Genomic DNA, 17,308 nt, shown 5'->3' with positions numbered 1-17,308 from the left:
CATCACCGGAATCACCCGCCAACCGGATCACCACCCGATCCAGGGCCACCACACTCTTCACCAACCCACCCGGGGCAGAGAGCGGAGCATCGTCGGGCAGGGGCGCGGGACTGCTGGTGCCGGTCATGTGATCGAGGTACCTCCGGCGTGCCAGGTTACGTCCGCGTCGCACCGGTCGACCGGTCGTCGCGCCAACGTGACCGAACCCACGTCAGCGCGCCCGGCCTGACTTGCGCGGGCCGGTCGGGCGGGGGAACGGGTGTCCGAGGGCGGGCGTTGAGCGGGCGTGCACCGCTGGAGCAACGGACTGAAGACCGCCCTGCTGCTCGGCCTGATGGCCGGCGTCATCCTCGCCGCCGGTGCGCTCGTGGGCGGCCGCGGCGGCCTGGTCATCGCCCTGGCGATCGCCCTGGGCGTGAACGGGTACGCCTACTTCAACTCCGACAAGCTCGCCCTGCGCGCCATGCGTGCGTTCCCGGTGACCGAGACGCAGGCGCCTCAGCTGTACGCCATGGTCCGGGAACTGGCGACCGAGGCAAGGCAGCCGATGCCCCGGCTCTACGTCAGCCCCACCGATCAGCCCAACGCCTTCGCCACCGGCCGAAACCCGCGCAACGCCGCGGTCTGCTGCACCCAGGGCATCCTGGAACTGCTCGACCGGCGGGAGCTCCGCGGGGTGCTGGCCCACGAGCTGTCCCACGTCTACAACCGCGACATCCTGATCAGCTCGGTGGCCGGTGCGATGGCCACGGTGGTCACCTACCTGGCGCACATGGCGATGTTCGCCTCGCTGTTCGGCGGGCGGTCCGACGACCGCGGCGGTGGCAACGCGCTCGGCAGCCTGCTGCTGGTCTTCCTCGGCCCGGTCGCCGCCGGGCTGGTCCAGATGGCAGTGAGCCGCAGCCGCGAGTTCCAGGCCGACGCCTCGGGCGCGCAACTCTCCCAGGACCCGCTGGCGCTGGCCAGCGCGTTGCGCAAGCTCGAGCAGGGGGTGACCGCCCGGCCGCTGCCCCAGGAGGACCGGCTGGTCGCCCAGAGCCACCTGATGATCGCCAACCCGTTCCGCGGCCAGGGGCTGGCGTCGATGTTCGCCACCCACCCCCCGATGCCGCAGCGGATCGCGCGACTGGAGGACATGGCCCGCCGGCTCGGCCAGCGCTGAGCGGCGGCCGGTCACGTCGCGGCCAGGGGCGGCCACGACGTGACCGGACGGATCAGCGGTAGTTGTCGAACTGCAGGGCGATCTCGAAGTCCTTGCCCTTGAGCAGCTGCTGCACGGCCTGCAGATCGTCCCGCTTCTTGCCGCTCACCCGCAGCTGGTCGCCCTGGATCTGCGCCTGCACGCCCTTGGGGCCCTCGTCGCGGATGGCCTTGGCGATCTGCTTGGCCTTGTCCGAGGCGATGCCCTGCTGGATCCGGGCGGAGAGCTTGTAGCTCTTGCCCGACGGCTGCGGCTCGTCGGCGTCCAGCGCCTTCATCGAGATGCCGCGCTTGACCAGCTTCTCCTTGAAGACGTCCAGGGCCGCGGCGACCCGCTCCTCGGTGTCGGCGGAGAGAGTGACCGCCTCCTCGCCGGCCCAGGCGATGGTCGCGTTGGTGCCCCGGAAATCGAAGCGCTGCGAGAGCTCCTTGGCCGCCTGGTTCAGGGCGTTGTCGACCTCCTGGCGGTCGACCTTGCTGACGACGTCGAAGGACGCATCGGCCATCTCGGTTCCTCCTCTCCCGGGGGTGTGGCCCCCGGGCGCCGGGACCCGGCGAACCGGGCTGCCCGTGTCTTGTACGATCTCCCGGTACCACCCCGGGGCGGGTTGCCCGAGTGGCCAATGGGAGCGGACTGTAAATCCGTCGGCTTAGCCTACGAAGGTTCGAATCCTTCACCCGCCACCCCCGGTACGACGGCCCTCGACCACCAGGTCGGGGGCCGTCGCCGTATCGGGAGCGGTCGCCGTATCGGGAGCTGTCGCCCGTATCGGGAGCTGTCGCCGTGTCGGGGGGCCGGCTTCAGGGGCTGGTGGGCGCGCGGGCACTCGCCACGGCGGTGCGCTCCAGCGGTTCCCCGCCCAGGAACAGCCAGCCGAACGCGATCTGCACCGTCCGGGTGCACCGCACCGTGACCTCGATCCCGTCGGTGGCGGCCGACCAGCCGTCCAGCCGGACGCCGGCATCGGTGAGCTGATCGGCCACCGCGGCCTCGGCGCCGGCCGGCGTGAGGGGCAACGCGGTGCCCACACCGCGGGAGTAAAGGGCCGCCTCGTCGACCTGGTTCGCCGCGGCGAGGGCGGCGCCATCACAGGTCGACTGCACCTGCTGCTGCTCGAGGAAGGCATCGGAGGCCGCGATCGCGCCGAACGCCATGAGAGCGGCCACCAGCCAGCAGACCAGGACGAACGGCAGCGTCGACCCGCGCTCGAAAGCTGGGTCCGCGGACCGCCCGGCATGCACCCAGGCAGCGTAGGGGGCGGGCGCCCCGCGATGGCGCCCGTCGTCCACCGCTGTGGACGGCAACTGTGGACGATGTGGACACAGCCGCGACGTCCGCCGCCGCACGGGCGCCGACCTGTGGACGACGACTCTGCCGCCCGGGCGCCGTTCGGCCACCGCCGCTCTCGGCCGCAGCTGCACGCGGGCCGCCGGACGGCCGAGCCTTCCGGTAGTTCTCGTCCGGGTGTCACTCCACGGTGAGGATCATTGGCTCATTGGTGACTCAACGTCACGACACCCACGACACGCACCATGCGATGGTGTCAACGCTTGCCTCGTGTGGGTGACAGCTTGCAGTCTCTCGGGCGCGGTCTGTTGCCGGACGACGCTCTGCCCCCGCGTGGGCGGCTGCCGCACGTTGCAGTCGTCCCATGCCTGAGGAGGCGTCATGACCCGCACGACCGCTCTGCCCGTTGCCCAGACCGCCAGCGAGAGCCGCAACTGGCGCTGGGGCCGCAACTGGCGCTGGGGCTGCTGAGCGCCCTCGCACCGACCGAGGAGGCAGCCCGGGATCCGGGCTGCCCCCTCGGGGTGAGGCTCCTGCCCCGGGGCGTCCTCCGCTGTTACCTTCGATCGACGCCCGCTCCCCGACAGACAGGCTGATGTTGGCCGAGCCCACTGATCCCGAGCAGCGCGGGTCAGCAGCCATCCGCCGGCCATGGACGATCTCGGTCCTGGGGTGCGGGCTGGCTACCGTGCTCGCGGTCCTCGTGCTGCCCTCATCCTGGTCCACGCCCCCGGTGTGGATGGTGCTCGCGCTTCTCGCTGCCTTCGTGCTCACCGAGTCGGTGCAGCTCGACGTCGAGTTCCGCCGGCAGACCATCTCCCTGGCGCCGACCGAGATCGCGCTGGTCGTCGGCCTGGTGGAGGTCGGCGGGCTCTGGACGGCCGTCGCCCGGGTCGCCGCCGTGGTGGTGGTCGAGGCGTGGCGCCGCTGGCCGCCGGCCAAGGTGTTCTTCAACGCCGCGCTTGCCGTCGCCGAGCTGTGCGCCGCCCTGGCCGTGCTCCGGCTGCTGCCGCCGCTGGACGTCAGCAGTCCGATCACCTGGCTCTCGCTGATCGTCGCCGTCCTCGTCACGAGCCTGGTCAGCATGGTCGGCGTCGGGGCCGCGGTGACCCTCACCGACGGCTGGCCCGGCTGGCCGTTCGTGGCCGCGGCGCTGCCCACGATCGTGCTCGGGCCGTTGAGCGTGGTCATCGCGGTGATCGCGCTGCTGCTGACCCGCCAGACCTCCTGGACGTGGACGCTGATCGTCCCGCTGCTGCTCGGCGTCGTGGCGATCTTCCGGCAGTCGGCGCAGGCGGTCCGCGAACGACGTACGGTGCAGCGCGTGTACGACTTCGCCCGCCGGGTGGAGCTGGTCACCCCCGACGAGGCCGGCACGCGGGACATCGTCCGGGCCGTCCGGGAGCTGCTCAACGCCGATCGGGTGGCGCTCTGGCTGCCCCCCTATCTCGACGACGGGCCCCAACTCGTCGTCGACGCGGCCGACGGTGACCTGGCCTGGTACGACGGCCCCGGCGACCCCGACGACCCCATCCGGCGGTGGACCGTGGCGCCGGGCGCCGACGGCCCGGTCTTCGTCTCGCACGGCCGTACCGACGACCCGGAGGCGCGCGGCGCGCTCCTCCGGCGAGGTGCCCGCGAGGTACTGGGCGCACCCGTCACGACCGCCGCCGGCGAGCCGGGCTACCTGGAGGTCTGCGACCGGCAGGGCGACATCGTGTCCTTCGCCGACGGCGACCGCGGTGCGCTGGAGTCGATGCTCACCCACGTCAACGCCGCGATCCGGCAGCAGCAGCTCCTGAGTCAGATCCGCCACGACGGCGACCATGACCGGCTCACCGGGCTCCCGAACCGCCAGCGGCTGGCCGCTGAGATCGACGCGCTGCTGCTCGCCGAGCCCGCCGCCCGGGCAGGCCTGGTGCTCGCCTCGCTCGACGGCTACACCAACGTCACCGACACCCTGGGGCACGCGGCCAGCGACGAGCTCCTGCTGGTCACCGCCGGGCTGCTGCGCGAGCACGCGCCGCCGCAGGCCGTGGTCGCCAGGATGGAAGCTGGGCAGTTCGCCGTCCTGCTGCCCGGGCTCTCGCTGGCCGCCACCGAACGCGCCGCGCGCCGGCTGCGTGAGGCGGCCTCCACGAGAGCAGAGGTCGCCGGACTGGACCTCGAGGTGTCGCTGACCATCGGGGTGGCCGCCACCCCGGTGCACGGGCTGGACTCCGGCACGCTCATCCAGCGGGCCGACGTCGCCCTGCTCGCCGCGCACGCCTCGAGCGGGGTGGCCACCTACCACCCGGTGCTCGACCAGCAGAGCCTGCGCCGACTGCAGCTGGGCACCGAGCTCGAGACGGCGATGGCCGAGCAGCAGATCACCGTGGTGTTCCAGCCGATCGTGGAGACCCGGACGTCGGACATCGTCTCGGTCGAGACGCTCGTGCGCTGGGCGCATCCGCGCTACGGCAACATCCCGCCGGACGACTTCATCAGCCTCGCCGAGCAGATCGGCCGGATCGGTCCGCTGACCGACTACGTGCTCGACCGCGCCCTGGACCGGTGCCGGCGCTGGCTCGACCAGGACATCGCCCTCTCGGTGGCGGTCAACCTCTCCGCACGCTGCCTGTCCGAGCCCGACCTGGTCGACCGCGTCCGCCGTGCCCTCCGGCACCACGGCGTGCCGGGGGAGCTGCTCACCCTCGAGCTCACCGAGGGCAGCGTCGTCGACGACACGGTGCGCAACAGCACCGTGCTGGCCGACCTGCACTCCCTGGGGCTGCGGCTGTCGATGGACGACTTCGGCACCGGGTACTCATCGCTGTCCCAGCTGCGCCAGCTCCCCATCGACGAGCTGAAGATCGACAAGTCCTTCGTGCTGGGGATGTCGACCAGTCAGAACGAGTCCTTCATCGCCCGCTCGATCGTCGAGCTGGCCCACAACCTGGGCCTGCGGGTGGTGGCCGAGGGCGTGGAGGACGAGGTGACCCGTGACCTCCTGGCCCAGATGGGCTGCGACAAGGTGCAGGGCTTCCTGGTCAGCCGCCCTCTGCCGGAGGACCGGCTGGAGGGCTGGCTGCTGGCTCGCACGGGCGTCCGCACCGCCGCGCCGGGGGCGACCCACCGCCGGCTGTTCGTCCGGACCTGAAGAAGGACCCCGTCCTCCTCATGCCTCGCAAGCTCGGCACGAGCCTCTGGACGGGGCCGTCTGAGGTGGCTGTTACAGTCGTCCGGCACGGTTCAGGGGGGGTCCACCGGTCGGCGTGAGCGACTTGGTAGAGTCTCACCGCAGCCGAGCACGCCCCTTTAGCTCAGTCGGCAGAGCGTCTCCATGGTAAGGAGAAGGTCTACGGTTCGATTCCGTAAAGGGGCTCCGACCACCGGTCCAGTCGGAAGACCGGGCCGTGAGGTCACCCGGCGGTGTAGCTCAGCCTGGTAGAGCAAGCGGCTCATAATCGCTGTGTCACCGGTTCAAGTCCGGTCACCGCTACCCCTGATGGCCCCCGATTCCGGGGACCGTCGCCGTGTCCGGCACCTGCCGGCCGCGGGCACGATCCGAGAAGGTGCACCGGCACCGTCCAGAACAAGGCGAGGATGCGCTCATGGCAGCCACAGACGTCCGTCCGAAGATCACCCTGGCCTGCCAGGAGTGCAAGAACCGCAACTACATCACCCGCAAGAACCGGCGCAACGATCCCGACCGGATCGAGCTGAAGAAGTACTGCCCGACCGACCGGAAGCACACGGTCCACCGCGAGACGCGCTGATCCGGGCGGTCGGCAGGCAGGGTGCGGGGGCATGACGCTGGACGCAGGACTGGTCGGGCGCAGCTACCCGCCCTCCGCCGTCTACGAGGTCGGCCGGGAGAAGCTCGCCGAGTTCGCCGCCGCGCTCGGTGACCGCGACCCGGTCTACCGCGATCCGGCGGCCGCCCGCGCGGCCGGGCACCCCGATGTGATCGCGCCCCCCACGTTCGCCATCGTGCTGAGCCTGGGCGCGGGCAACGTGGTCGTCGAGGACCCCGACGTGGGCATCGACTACAGCCGGGTCGTGCACGGCGAGCAACGCTTCACCCACCACCGCCCGATCCGGGCCGGCGACCGGCTGGTCGCCACCGCCTCCGTCGCCGCGGTCCGCAGCATGGCGGGCAACGACATGCTCACCACCCGAGTCGACCTGGCCACCGAGGCCGGTGAGCCGGTCTGCACGACCACCTCCATGCTGGTCGCCCGGGGCGGGGCATGACCGGCCGCCCAGCCGACCTCGAGGTCGGCAGCGAGCTGCCCGAGCAGGTCTCCCGCGTGACCCGCGCCGACCTGATCCGCTATGCGGGCGCCTCCGGTGACTTCAACGTCATCCACTGGAACGAGCGGGTCGCCCGAGAGGTCGGGCTGCCCGGCGTCATCGCCCACGGCATGCTCACCGCCGGGCTCGCCGTCCGCGCCGTCACGGCCTGGGCCGGTGACCCCGGGGCGGTCGTCGACTACCAGGTGCGCTTCAGCCGCCCGGTGGTCGTCCCGGACGACGAGGACGGTGCCGAGGTGACCGTCCGCGGCCGGGTCGCCGCCCTGCTCGACGACGGGCGGGTGCGGGTCGACCTCACCGTGACCAGCGGCGGGGAGAAGGTCCTCTCGCTGGCGCGCGCCGTGGTCGCGCTGCGCTGACGCGCGGGCGGTCGCCACTGCCCTGGCGCCGGCGACCGGCCGGGCCGGTCGCCGGGGCGCCGGTTACTCCGCGCTGCCGAGCAGTCGCTGCATCCGGCTGACGCCCTCCACCAGGTCCTCGTCCCCGAGGGCGTAGGACAGCCGGAGGTACCCCGGTGTCCCGAACGCCTCACCCGGGACGACCGCGACCTCCGCCTCCTCGAGGATCAGCTCGGCCAGTTCCACGCTGCTGGTGCAGGTGCGGCCGGCGATCGGGCGGTCCAGCAGGGCCTTGACCGACGGGTAGACGTAGAACGCACCCTGGGGTTCGGGGCAGGCCACCCCGGGGATCTGCCGCAGCATCGACACGATCGTCTGCCGCCGGCGGTCGAAGGCCTCGCGCATCACCGCCACTGCCGACAGGTCACCGGTGAGCGCTGCGACGGCGGCGACCTGCGAGAGATTGGCCACGTTCGACGTGGCGTGTGACTGGAGGTTGGTCGCGGCCTTGACCACGTCGGCCGGGCCGACGACCCACCCGACGCGCCAGCCGGTCATCGCGTAGGTCTTGGCCACGCCGTTGACGACGACGCAGCGGTCCTGGAGCTCCGGGACGACGACGGGCATCGACGGCGCGGTGACCCCGCCGTAGGTGAGGTGCTCGTAGATCTCGTCGGTCAGCACCCATAGGCCGGCGTCCAGCGCCCAGCGGCCGATCGCCTCGACCTGCTCGAGCGGGTACACCGCGCCGGTCGGGTTGGACGGCGAGCAGTACAGGAGCACCTTGGTGCGCGGGGTCCGGGCTGCCTCCAGCTGGCCCACCGACACCAGGTAGCCGCTCTGCTCGTCGGCGACGACGGGTACCGGGACCCCGCCGGCCAGCCGGATGGCCTCCGGGTAGGTGGTCCAGTACGGCGCCGGCAGCAGCACCTCGTCCCCGGGGTCGAGCATGGTGGCCAGCGCCTCGTACACGGCCTGCTTGCCGCCGTTGGTGACCAGTACTTGGGTCGGGGTGACCTGCAGGCCGGAGTCGCGCGCGGTCTTGGCCGCGATGGCCTCCTTGAGCTCCGGCAGGCCACCGGCGGGGGTGTAGCGGTGGTACTTCGGGTTCGACGCGGCCGCGACAGCCGCCTGGACGACGTAGTCCGGGGTCGGGAAGTCGGGCTCGCCGGCGCCGAAGCCGATGACCGGCTTGCCGGCGGCCTTGAGCGCCTTGGCCTTCGCGTCGACCGCCAGCGTGGCGGACTCGGTGATCGCGCCGACCCGCCGCGAGATGCGGCGCTCGGCGGGCGGGAGGGCGGACGGGGCAGCGGGCTCCGACGGGAACACGGCGGTCATGGGGCCCATCGTGGCAGGGCGGGGGAGTGTCGCGCGCCCCCGGCGGTCGTCGGCACCGGTGCGGCACCCCGTGCCCGTGGCCCCTGGGCCCACGGTGGAGTGCGTGTTGGCTGCCGGTCGCCGCGGTCCCGTACACTCGTTGCTCTGGGGCCGTGGGACCCCGCCACCGGCATGCCCGTGGTCCTGTCATGGGCCCTGTCATGCCATGGGGCGGCCCGTGTTCCCAGAGGGCCCGATCGAGCTCCGCCCCTGCGGCGGGGCTCCGGCCGGGCACTAGGGGTGTAGCTCAACTGGCAGAGCAGCGGTCTCCAAAACCGCAGGCTGCAGGTTCAAGTCCTGTCACCCCTGCCACTCCACCAGCACGACCACCAGCACCACACCGAGCACGACGAGCCGAGACGAGCGAGGGCGCTGTGAGCGAGGACAAGCCGGGACGCGAGGACGGGTCGGCCCGTCCGTCCGGTCCCGACGGCGCCGACGCCGACGGCGGGCTCAGCGACGAGCAGATCGACCGCGAGACCCCCGGGGTCGACGACGCCGGCGAGCTCGAGGCGGCCGAGGCCGAGATCGCCGGCGAGGCGCACGAGGACGAGGACAAGGTGGTGTCCACCCCGGCCGGCCGTCGCCGCCGCTCCGCCGGTCGCCCGGCGAACCGGACGCCGGAGCGCACCGGCGAAGGCACCCGCTCACGGGCCGCCGCAGAGCGCGCCCGCGCCGCGGAGCTGCGCGAGAAGCGCAACCTCGGCCGGTTCCTGCGCGAGGTCGTCGCCGAGCTCCGCAAGGTCATCTGGCCCGGGCGCCGGGAACTGATCACCTACACGACCGTGGTGATCATCTTCGTGACGGTCATGGTCGCGCTGGTGGCCGGCCTGGACATCCTCTTCGCCAAGGGCGTGGTCGCCATCTTCGGCTGACCCACCCGGCGCCTGCACCGCACCCGAAGAAGGAACACAGACCTGTGATCGATCTTGCGAGATCACCTATGAGCGCAGCACCGTCGGTCACGATGCCGACGAGCGCCAGCGAGGAGATGCAGTGACAGACCCCCGCGAGCCCTTCGAGACCGACAACGCCGTCGAGGGCACCGACCTCGACGACGCCCGGTCCGACGTGCGCGGCAGCGTCGACCTCGAGACCGGCACGGGTGAGACCGGCGCCGCCGAGGGTTCGTCCGACACCGCCGACCAGGACACCGCCAGCCGGGCCGCCGACGTTCCTCCGGACGTGGCGAGCGGTGGGCGGGACAGCGTGGTGGGCGACCCGCTGGCCACGCCTGCGCCGGACCACGACCCGCTGGTGGAGGAGGTCCTCGAGGCCGCGGCCGAGGAGGACGAGGACCCGGCCGTGGCGCTGCGCCAGGCGCTGCGGACGGCGCCGGGCGACTGGTACGTCGTCCACTCGTACGCCGGCTACGAGAACAAGGTGAAGACGAACCTCGAGTCCCGCATCACGTCACTGGACATGGAGGACTACATCTACCAGATCGAGGTGCCCACCGAGGAGGTCACCGAGATCAAGAACGGCAAGCGGACCCAGGTCAACCGCAAGGTCTTCCCGGGATACCTGCTGGTCCGGATGGACCTCAACGACGAGTCGTGGGGCGCCGTCCGCAACACCCCGGGGGTCACCGGCTTCGTCGGCGCGACGTCGCGACCCTCACCCCTCACCCTCGACGAGGTCGTCAAGATCCTCGTCCCGGCGACCGCGCCGAAGCAGGCCGCGGCGGCCGAGACCACCGCGGCGGCCGGCCCCGCGCCGGTCGTGGAGTTCGAGGTCGGCGAGTCGGTCACCGTCATGGACGGCCCGTTCGCCACCCTTCCGGCCACCATCAACGAGGTCAACGGCGAGCAGCAGAAGCTGCAGGTGCTGGTCTCGATCTTCGGCCGCGAGACGCCCGTCGAGCTGTCGTTCAGCCAGGTCCAGAAGATTTAAGGACCCGGTCGCCCCCCACCGCTCGCAAGCTCGCGGCGGGACCCTGCGACCGCGCCGTTCCATCCACTCACCAAGAAGGAAGTCATGCCCCCCAGGAAGCGGTTGACCGCGGTCATCAAGCTCCAGATCAACGCCGGCGCGGCCACCCCCGCGCCGCCCGTGGGCCCCGCCCTCGGTCAGCACGGCGTGAACATCATGGAGTTCTGCAAGGCCTACAACGCCGAGACCGAGTCGCAGCGCGGCAACGTCATCCCGGTCGAGATCTCGGTCTACGAGGACCGCTCGTTCACCTTCGTCACCAAGACTCCGCCGGCGGCCCGCATGCTGCTAAAGGCAGCGGGGGTGGAGAAGGGCTCGGGTGAGCCGCACAAGACCAAGGTCGCCACCGTCACCCGTGACCAGGTCCGGGAGATCGCCCAGACCAAGATGGCCGACCTGAACGCCAACGACCTCGAGCAGGCCGAGCGCATCATCGCCGGCACCGCCCGCTCGATGGGCATCACGGTCAAGTAAAGGACCCCCTCGCCCCCCACCCTTCGCAAGCTCAGGGTGGGCCCCTGCGAGGCGGCCGGTTCCAGCACGTCACGTCCGTAGTCGTGGGAGGGCCTGGCCAGGCCCGTACACCACACGTCCCCCGGTTGCCGGGGGGAAGGAGCACCACCATGGCGAAGCACGGCAAGAACTACCGCAAGGTCGCTGAGCTGGTCGACGAGGCCACGCTGTACAGCCCGCTGCAGGCCGCCGGCCTGGCCAAGAAGACGTCGACGACGAAGTACGACGCCACCGTCGAGGTCGCCATCCGCCTCGGGGTCGACCCCCGCAAGGCCGACCAGATGGTCCGCGGCACGGTCAACCTGCCCCACGGCACTGGCAAGACCGCCCGCGTCATCGTCTTCGCGACCGGTGACAAGGCCGCCGAGGCCGAGGCGGCCGGTGCCGACGTCGTCGGCTCCGACGACCTGATCGAGCGCATCCAGGGCGGCTTCCTGGACTTCGACGCCGCGATCGCGACGCCGGACCAGATGGCCAAGGTCGGCCGCATCGCCCGCATCCTCGGCCCCCGTGGCCTGATGCCGAATCCGAAGACCGGCACCGTGACCCCCGACGTCACCAAGGCCGTCAACGACATCAAGGGCGGGAAGATCAACTTCCGCGTCGACAAGCAGTCCAACCTGCACCTGGTCATCGGCAAGGTCAGCTTCGACGAGGCCAAGCTGGTGGAGAACTACGCCGCTGCCCTCGACGAGGTGCTCCGCGCCAAGCCGTCCGCGGCCAAGGGCCGGTACGTCCGCAAGGTGACCGTCTCCACGACCATGGGCCCCGGTATCCCGGTCGACCCGAACCGCACCCGCAACATGCTGGTCGACGAGCCTTCCGCCTGAGCCGGTAGCGCAGCAGCAGGGCCCCGCAGCGATCGCTGCGGGGCCCTGCTGCATTCTCGGGCAGGGGTAGGGACCGCCAGGTGTTCGATCCGACCGGCCGATCCGGATGGGTGCGATGCGGTGACCTCGGTCGCAGTCGGGCACCGCCGGCCGGGAGCCGGCGCGGATGGCGTACTGTCGACATCGTTCCCCCCAAGACCGCTGGTCGTCGCACGTTCGCGTGCGGTCGAAGGTCCCGGAGTTCCGGGCGACCCGCGCAGGTGGACGGTTCGACGAACGGAGCGCGGTCCGGGCCCAGTGCCCACCGACCGGCGCTTCGCGCCTCGCCCCGTGCGCCCTGCGCCGGGGCGTTCCTCGTCTCCGGGGTCATCGACGTCCGTGTGCACGCCGGCCGGTGGTCGCCCGACAGACGAGAGGAGGCCCATGCCCACGCAGGCCAAGGCCGCGGTGATCGACGAGATCACCAGTCGGTTCCAGGAGTCCAGCGCAGCCGTGCTCACCGAGTACCGCGGGCTGACCGTGGCGCAGCTGACCCAGCTGCGTCGTTCCCTCGGTGCGGGCAGCAGCTACGCCGTCGTCAAGAACACCCTGACGAAGCGTGCGGCGGACGCGGTCGGTCACGCCGACCTCGCCCCGCTGCTCAACGGCCCGACCGCGATCGCCTTCATCTCGGGCGACCCCGTTGAGGCCGCCAAGGCCATCCGTGACTTCGCGCGCGCCCACCCGATGCTCGTCGTCAAGGGCGGCGTCGTCGAGGGCCGCACGGTCGATGCCGCCGAGGTCACCCGCCTCGCCGACATCGATTCCCGTGAGGTCCTGCTGGCCAAGCTGGCCGGCGCCATGAAGGGCAACCTGACCAAGGCTGCCGGGCTGTTCCAGGCCCCGCTGTCGCAGGTCGCCCGGATGGCCGCCGCGCTGCAGGAGAAGAGGGAGTCCGAAGAGGGCTCCGCAGCTCCTGCCGCCGGATCCGCCCCGGACGGCGACGTCACTGCTGCTGACACCACCCCCGACACGACCGATGCCGCCGCGGACGCCGCGGCCGGCACCGACTGATCCCCAAGGAGACACCATGGCCAAGCTTTCCGCCGACGAGCTGCTCGACGCCTTCAAGGAGATGACCCTCCTGGAGCTGTCCGACTTCGTGAAGCAGTTCGAGGAGACCTTCGACGTCACCGCGGCTGCCCCGGTCGCCGTTGCCGCTGCCGGCCCCGCCGCTGGTGGCGCCGCTGCCGAGGCCCCGGCCGAGCAGGACGAGTTCGACGTCATCCTGGAGTCCGCCGGTGACAAGAAGATCCAGGTCATCAAGGAGGTGCGCGGCCTGACCTCGCTCGGTCTCAAGGAGGCCAAGGACCTGGTCGACGGCGCGCCCAAGGCAGTCCTGGAGAAGGTCGCCAAGGACGCCGCGGAGAAGGCCAAGGCCGCCCTCGAGGGCGCCGGCGCCACCGTCACCGTCAAGTAAAGGACCTCCTTGCCCTCGGGCTCCTCGCAGGGTCCCGCCGCGAGCTCGCGAGCGGTGGGGGGCGAGGGGTCCTTCGACAAGGAGGCCAGCCCGGCCTGACGGCCGGGCGCTGCACCGCACGACAGGGGCCGATCCACTCCGGTGGGTCGGCCCCTGCTGCATCTCCCCGGCGTGGCGGTCCCCATGGGGCCGTTCCGCTGGCATCATCGGCACTCGGCAGCACCCAGCCCGCTCCGCCGGCCACCCCCCGCGGGTGTGTCCCCGGTCGCTCCGGCGCCCCGGCGTGGACACCGGCGTTGAGCAGGGGTAGGGTTTCCTGTTGCGCTGCCCTCCGACTGACTGCCCGCCGCGACGGGTCACCTGGAGTGCCCGGAATCCTTTCCTGGTCGCTCCGCGTTGACCCCACTGGCAGGCGCCCCGCCGTACCGGGCAGCCCCGCCGAAACCGACGACGACCCAGGACGACCCGCACTGAACGCCCGCACGTCGTGAGGTCCTTGGAAGGACGCATCTTGGCAGGCTCTCGCCCCACCAGCATCTCCCCCAGCACCACCGAGCAGCAGATCCCGGACGACCCCCAGCAGCGCACGCACACCGCTGGGACCGCATCGCTCAAGATCCCCGGCGCGCCGCTCCGCGTCTCCTTCGCCAAGATCCACGAGCCCCTCGAGGTGCCGGATCTGCTGGCCCTGCAGACCGCGTCCTTCGACTGGCTGGTCGGCCGCCCGGAGTGGCGGGCCACCCTCCCCGAGGCCGAGCAGGCCGACGCGGTCGGCGGTCTGGCGGAGATCCTCGAGGAGATTTCCCCGATCGAGGACTTCAGCGGCTCGATGTCGCTGTCCTTCTCCAACCCACGCTTCGAGGACGTCAAGGCGTCCCTCGAGGAGTGCAAGGACAAGGACATGACCTACGCGGCGCCGCTGTTCGTCACCGCCGAGTTCATGAACAACACCACCGGCGAGATCAAGAGCCAGACGGTGTTCATGGGCGACTTCCCGATCATGACCCGCAAGGGCACCTTCGTCATCAACGGGACCGAGCGCGTCGTCGTGTCCCAGCTGGTGCGCAGCCCCGGCGTCTACTTCGACAAGGCCCTGGACAAGACGTCGGACAAGGACGTCTACAGCGCCAAGGTGATCCCCAGCCGTGGTGCGTGGCTGGAGTTCGACGTCGACAAGCGCGACACCGTCGGCGTCCGGATCGACCGCAAGCGTCGTCAGCCGGTCAGCGTCCTGCTCAAGGCCCTCGGCTGGACCGAGGACCGCATCCGGGAGCACTTCCAGTGGTCCCCGACCATGCTGGCCACGCTGGAGAAGGACCACATCGCCGGCCAGGACGAGGCGCTGCTGGACATCTACCGCAAGCTGCGTCCGGGCGAGCCGCCGACGCGTGAGTCCGCGCAGGCGCTGCTGGAGAACCTGTTCTTCAACCCCAAGCGCTACGACCTCGCCAAGGTCGGCCGCTACAAGGTGAACAAGAAGCTGGGTGTCAGCGTCCCGCAGCCCACGTCCACCCTGACCGAGGACGACATCGTCGCCACCATCGAGTACGTCGTGCGTCTCCACGCCGGCGAGCCCGAGCACGGCGTCGACGACATCGACCACTTCGGCAACCGGCGCCTGCGCACGGTCGGCGAGCTGATCCAGAACCAGATCCGGGTCGGTCTCTCCCGCATGGAGCGCGTCGTCCGTGAGCGGATGACGACCCAGGACGTCGAGGCGATCACGCCGCAGACGCTGATCAACATCCGGCCGGTCGTCGCCTCCATCAAGGAGTTCTTCGGCACCAGCCAGCTGTCCCAGTTCATGGACCAGACCAACCCGCTCGCGGGCCTGACCCACAAGCGCCGCCTGTCGGCGCTGGGCCCGGGTGGTCTGTCGCGTGAGCGGGCCGGCATGGAGGTCCGGGACGTGCACCCCAGCCACTACGGCCGGATGTGCCCGATCGAGACCCCGGAAGGCCCGAACATCGGCCTGATCGGCTCGCTGTCCTCCTTCGGCCGGGTGAACGCCTTCGGCTTCATCGAGACGCCGTACCGCAAGGTGGAGAACGGCACCGTCACCGACCAGATCGACTACCTGACCGCCGACGAGGAGGACCGGTTCGTCGTCGCCCAGGCCAACTCGCCGCTGGACGCGCAGGGCCGCCTCGCCGAGGAGCGGGTCCTGGTCCGCACCAAGGGCGGTGAGGTCGACTACCTGGCGCCGGAGAACGTCGACTACATGGACGTCTCGCCGCGGCAGATGACCTCGGTCGCGACGGCGATGATCCCGTTCCTCGAGCACGACGACGCCAACCGCGCCCTGATGGGCGCGAACATGCAGCGTCAGGCCGTTCCGCTGCTGCGCAGCGAGGCCCCGCTGGTCGGTACCGGCATGGAGCTGCGTGCCGCGGTCGACGCCGGTGACGTCGTGGTGGCCGAGAAGGCCGGCGTGGTGGAGGACTCCACCGCCGACTACGTGACCGTCATGGCCGACGACGGAACCCGGCAGACCTACCGGCTGCTGAAGTTCCGCCGCTCGAACCAGGGCACCTCGATCAACCAGAGCCCGGTCGTGGACGAGGGCCAGCGCGTCGAGGTGGGTCAGGTGCTCGCCGACGGTCCGTGCACCGACGAGGGCGAGATGGCGCTGGGCAAGAACCTGCTCGTCGCCTTCATGCCGTGGGAGGGCCACAACTACGAGGACGCGATCATCCTGTCGCAGCGCCTCGTGCAGGACGACGTCCTGTCCTCGATCCACATCGAGGAGTTCGAGGTCGACGCCCGCGACACCAAGCTCGGCGCCGAGGAGATCACCCGGGACATCCCGAACGTCTCCGAGGAGGTCCTCGCCGACCTCGACGAGCGCGGGATCATCCGCATCGGTGCCGAGGTCGTCCCCGGCGACATCCTCGTCGGCAAGGTCACGCCCAAGGGCGAGACCGAGCTGACCCCCGAGGAGCGGCTGCTGCGGGCGATCTTCGGGGAGAAGGCCCGCGAGGTCCGCGACACCAGCCTCAAGGTCAAGCACGGTGAGTCCGGCAAGGTCATCGGCGTCCGCGTGTTCTCCCGCGAGGACGGCGACGAGCTGCCCGCCGGCGTCAACGAGCTGATCCGGGTCTACGTGGCCCAGATGCGCAAGATCAGCGACGGCGACAAGCTGGCCGGCCGGCACGGCAACAAGGGCGTCATCTCCAAGATCCTGCCGCAGGAGGACATGCCGTTCCTCGAGGACGGCACGCCGGTCGACATCGTGCTCAACCCGCTGGGTGTGCCCGGCCGGATGAACGTCGGCCAGGTCCTGGAGACCCACCTTGGGTGGGTCGCCAAGACGGGCTGGCAGGTCGAGGGCACCCCGGAGTGGGCCGGCAACCTGCCCCCCGGTGCACGCTCCGGTGCTCCCGGCACGCGCACCGCGACGCCGGTGTTCGACGGTGCCCGCGAGGAGGAGATCATCGGTCTCCTCAGCTCGACGACCCCCAACCGGGACGGCGAGCGGATGGTCAAGGAGACCGGTAAGGCGCGGCTGTTCGACGGCCGGTCGGGGGAGCCCTTCCCCGAGCCGATCTCGGTCGGCTACGTCTACATCCTCAAGCTGCTGCACCTGGTCGACGACAAGATCCACGCCCGCTCGACCGGTCCGTACTCCATGATCACGCAGCAGCCGCTGGGTGGTAAGGCGCAGTTCGGTGGTCAGCGCTTCGGTGAAATGGAGTGCTGGGCGATGCAGGCCTACGGCGCCGCGTACGCGCTGCAGGAACTGCTGACGATCAAGTCCGACGACATCCTCGGCCGGGTCAAGGTCTACGAGGCCATCGTCAAGGGCGAGAACATCCCCGAGCCGGGCATCCCCGAGTCGTTCAAGGTGCTGCTCAAGGAGCTGCAGTCGCTGTGCCTCAACGTCGAGGTGCTCTCCGGCGACGGGCAGGCGATCGAGCTCCGCGACACCGACGACGAGGTCTTCCGGGCCGCGGAGGAACTGGGCATCGACCTGTCCCGCCGCGAGCCGTCGTCCGTCGAAGACGTCTGATCGGTCCGCCGGCCGGGGCCCGCGCATCGCGGGCCCCGGCCGGCCACAGCTCCACACAAAGACGAG

At 71.0% G+C, this 17,308-nt stretch carries 15 protein-coding genes and 4 tRNA genes; 16 read left to right on the top strand and 3 right to left on the bottom strand.

What is annotated here, in order from left to right:
• The first annotated feature begins 286 nt into the window (after positions 1 to 286).
• Positions 287 to 1,162, top strand: coding sequence for a zinc metalloprotease HtpX (htpX, locus tag ACYVG5_RS15800; RefSeq protein ID WP_222050045.1), 876 nt, complete (start codon positions 287 to 289; stop codon positions 1,160 to 1,162).
• 52 nt (positions 1,163 to 1,214) lie between these two features.
• Here the strand turns inward: htpX and ACYVG5_RS15795 are convergent, their stop codons facing one another.
• A complete protein-coding gene (locus ACYVG5_RS15795; protein ID WP_222050046.1) occupies positions 1,215 to 1,706 on the bottom strand; it encodes a YajQ family cyclic di-GMP-binding protein in 492 nt (163 codons plus the stop codon).
• Positions 1,707 to 1,802: 96 nt separating this feature from the next.
• Between ACYVG5_RS15795 and ACYVG5_RS15790 the strand changes: the two genes are divergently transcribed.
• Positions 1,803 to 1,884 (top strand) — tRNA-Tyr (locus tag ACYVG5_RS15790).
• 117 nt (positions 1,885 to 2,001) lie between these two features.
• Here the strand turns inward: ACYVG5_RS15790 and ACYVG5_RS15785 are convergent.
• Entirely contained in the window at positions 2,002 to 2,442 is a 441-nt protein-coding gene (locus ACYVG5_RS15785) for a pilus assembly protein TadG-related protein (RefSeq protein ID WP_222050112.1), read from the bottom strand.
• A gap of 734 nt (positions 2,443 to 3,176) precedes the next feature.
• On the opposite strand from ACYVG5_RS15785, the gene ACYVG5_RS15780 reads away from it, so the two are divergent.
• The 6 genes from ACYVG5_RS15780 (at position 3,177) to ACYVG5_RS15755 (ending at position 7,143) form a co-directional block, all read left to right on the top strand.
• Positions 3,177 to 5,627 (top strand): EAL domain-containing protein, encoded by a 2,451-nt coding sequence (locus ACYVG5_RS15780; protein WP_460683328.1) that lies wholly within the window; start codon positions 3,177 to 3,179, stop codon positions 5,625 to 5,627.
• A gap of 152 nt (positions 5,628 to 5,779) precedes the next feature.
• Positions 5,780 to 5,852 (top strand) — tRNA-Thr (locus tag ACYVG5_RS15775).
• A 43-nt stretch (positions 5,853 to 5,895) separates the two neighbouring features.
• Positions 5,896 to 5,969: transfer RNA gene (locus ACYVG5_RS15770), tRNA-Met, on the top strand.
• A 112-nt stretch (positions 5,970 to 6,081) separates the two neighbouring features.
• Complete coding sequence (gene rpmG / locus ACYVG5_RS15765; protein ID WP_014742879.1) at positions 6,082 to 6,246, top strand: 50S ribosomal protein L33; 165 nt, start codon at positions 6,082 to 6,084, stop codon at positions 6,244 to 6,246.
• Between the two features lie 31 nt (positions 6,247 to 6,277).
• Positions 6,278 to 6,724 carry an FAS1-like dehydratase domain-containing protein gene (locus tag ACYVG5_RS15760; protein ID WP_222050048.1) on the top strand — a complete coding sequence of 149 codons (447 nt, stop codon included), beginning with the start codon at positions 6,278 to 6,280 and terminating at the stop codon, positions 6,722 to 6,724.
• Complete coding sequence (locus ACYVG5_RS15755; RefSeq protein WP_222050049.1) at positions 6,721 to 7,143, top strand: MaoC family dehydratase; 423 nt, start codon at positions 6,721 to 6,723, stop codon at positions 7,141 to 7,143. The genes ACYVG5_RS15760 and ACYVG5_RS15755 overlap by 4 nt, the downstream gene beginning before the upstream one ends.
• Positions 7,144 to 7,206: 63 nt before the next feature.
• Here ACYVG5_RS15755 and ACYVG5_RS15750 read toward each other — a convergent pair whose 3' ends face one another.
• A complete protein-coding gene (locus ACYVG5_RS15750; protein ID WP_222050050.1) occupies positions 7,207 to 8,460 on the bottom strand; it encodes a pyridoxal phosphate-dependent aminotransferase in 1,254 nt (417 codons plus the stop codon).
• Between the two features lie 275 nt (positions 8,461 to 8,735).
• Between ACYVG5_RS15750 and ACYVG5_RS15745 the strand changes: the two genes are divergently transcribed.
• From ACYVG5_RS15745 to rpoB, 8 genes are all read left to right on the top strand, one after another.
• Positions 8,736 to 8,811, top strand: a tRNA-Trp gene (locus ACYVG5_RS15745).
• 62 nt (positions 8,812 to 8,873) lie between these two features.
• Positions 8,874 to 9,374, top strand: coding sequence for a preprotein translocase subunit SecE (secE, locus tag ACYVG5_RS15740; protein WP_222050051.1), 501 nt, complete (start codon positions 8,874 to 8,876; stop codon positions 9,372 to 9,374).
• 121 nt (positions 9,375 to 9,495) lie between these two features.
• Entirely contained in the window at positions 9,496 to 10,392 is an 897-nt protein-coding gene (nusG, locus tag ACYVG5_RS15735) for a transcription termination/antitermination protein NusG (protein WP_222050052.1), read from the top strand.
• Positions 10,393 to 10,476: 84 nt separating this feature from the next.
• Positions 10,477 to 10,905 (top strand): 50S ribosomal protein L11, encoded by a 429-nt coding sequence (gene rplK, locus ACYVG5_RS15730; RefSeq protein ID WP_222050053.1) that lies wholly within the window; start codon positions 10,477 to 10,479, stop codon positions 10,903 to 10,905.
• A gap of 149 nt (positions 10,906 to 11,054) precedes the next feature.
• Entirely contained in the window at positions 11,055 to 11,774 is a 720-nt protein-coding gene (rplA, locus tag ACYVG5_RS15725; RefSeq protein ID WP_222050054.1) for a 50S ribosomal protein L1, read from the top strand.
• Between the two features lie 423 nt (positions 11,775 to 12,197).
• Positions 12,198 to 12,827 (top strand): 50S ribosomal protein L10, encoded by a 630-nt coding sequence (gene rplJ / locus ACYVG5_RS15720; RefSeq protein ID WP_222050055.1) that lies wholly within the window; start codon positions 12,198 to 12,200, stop codon positions 12,825 to 12,827.
• Positions 12,828 to 12,843: 16 nt separating this feature from the next.
• Positions 12,844 to 13,233 (top strand): 50S ribosomal protein L7/L12, encoded by a 390-nt coding sequence (gene rplL, locus ACYVG5_RS15715; RefSeq protein WP_222050056.1) that lies wholly within the window; start codon positions 12,844 to 12,846, stop codon positions 13,231 to 13,233.
• A 511-nt stretch (positions 13,234 to 13,744) separates the two neighbouring features.
• Entirely contained in the window at positions 13,745 to 17,242 is a 3,498-nt protein-coding gene (gene rpoB / locus ACYVG5_RS15710) for a DNA-directed RNA polymerase subunit beta (protein ID WP_222050057.1), read from the top strand.
• Positions 17,243 to 17,308: the final 66 nt, after the last annotated feature.

It is taken from the genome of Modestobacter lapidis, from assembly GCF_054780755.1.
The sequence above is the reverse complement of the archived record's forward strand: the minus strand, read 5'-3'. Positions and strand labels throughout refer to the sequence as shown.

Coding starts and splice junctions, on each gene's coding strand:
- ACYVG5_RS15795 (WP_222050046.1), bottom strand. CDS start 1,706: ATGGCCGATGCGTCCTTCGACGTCGTCAGCAAGGTCGACCGCCAGGAG.
- rpmG (WP_014742879.1), top strand. CDS start 6,082: ATGGCAGCCACAGACGTCCGTCCGAAGATCACCCTGGCCTGCCAGGAG.
- ACYVG5_RS15760 (WP_222050048.1), top strand. CDS start 6,278: ATGACGCTGGACGCAGGACTGGTCGGGCGCAGCTACCCGCCCTCCGCC.
- ACYVG5_RS15755 (WP_222050049.1), top strand. CDS start 6,721: ATGACCGGCCGCCCAGCCGACCTCGAGGTCGGCAGCGAGCTGCCCGAG.
- ACYVG5_RS15750 (WP_222050050.1), bottom strand. CDS start 8,460: ATGACCGCCGTGTTCCCGTCGGAGCCCGCTGCCCCGTCCGCCCTCCCG.
- rplK (WP_222050053.1), top strand. CDS start 10,477: ATGCCCCCCAGGAAGCGGTTGACCGCGGTCATCAAGCTCCAGATCAAC.
- rplA (WP_222050054.1), top strand. CDS start 11,055: ATGGCGAAGCACGGCAAGAACTACCGCAAGGTCGCTGAGCTGGTCGAC.
- rplJ (WP_222050055.1), top strand. CDS start 12,198: ATGCCCACGCAGGCCAAGGCCGCGGTGATCGACGAGATCACCAGTCGG.
- rplL (WP_222050056.1), top strand. CDS start 12,844: ATGGCCAAGCTTTCCGCCGACGAGCTGCTCGACGCCTTCAAGGAGATG.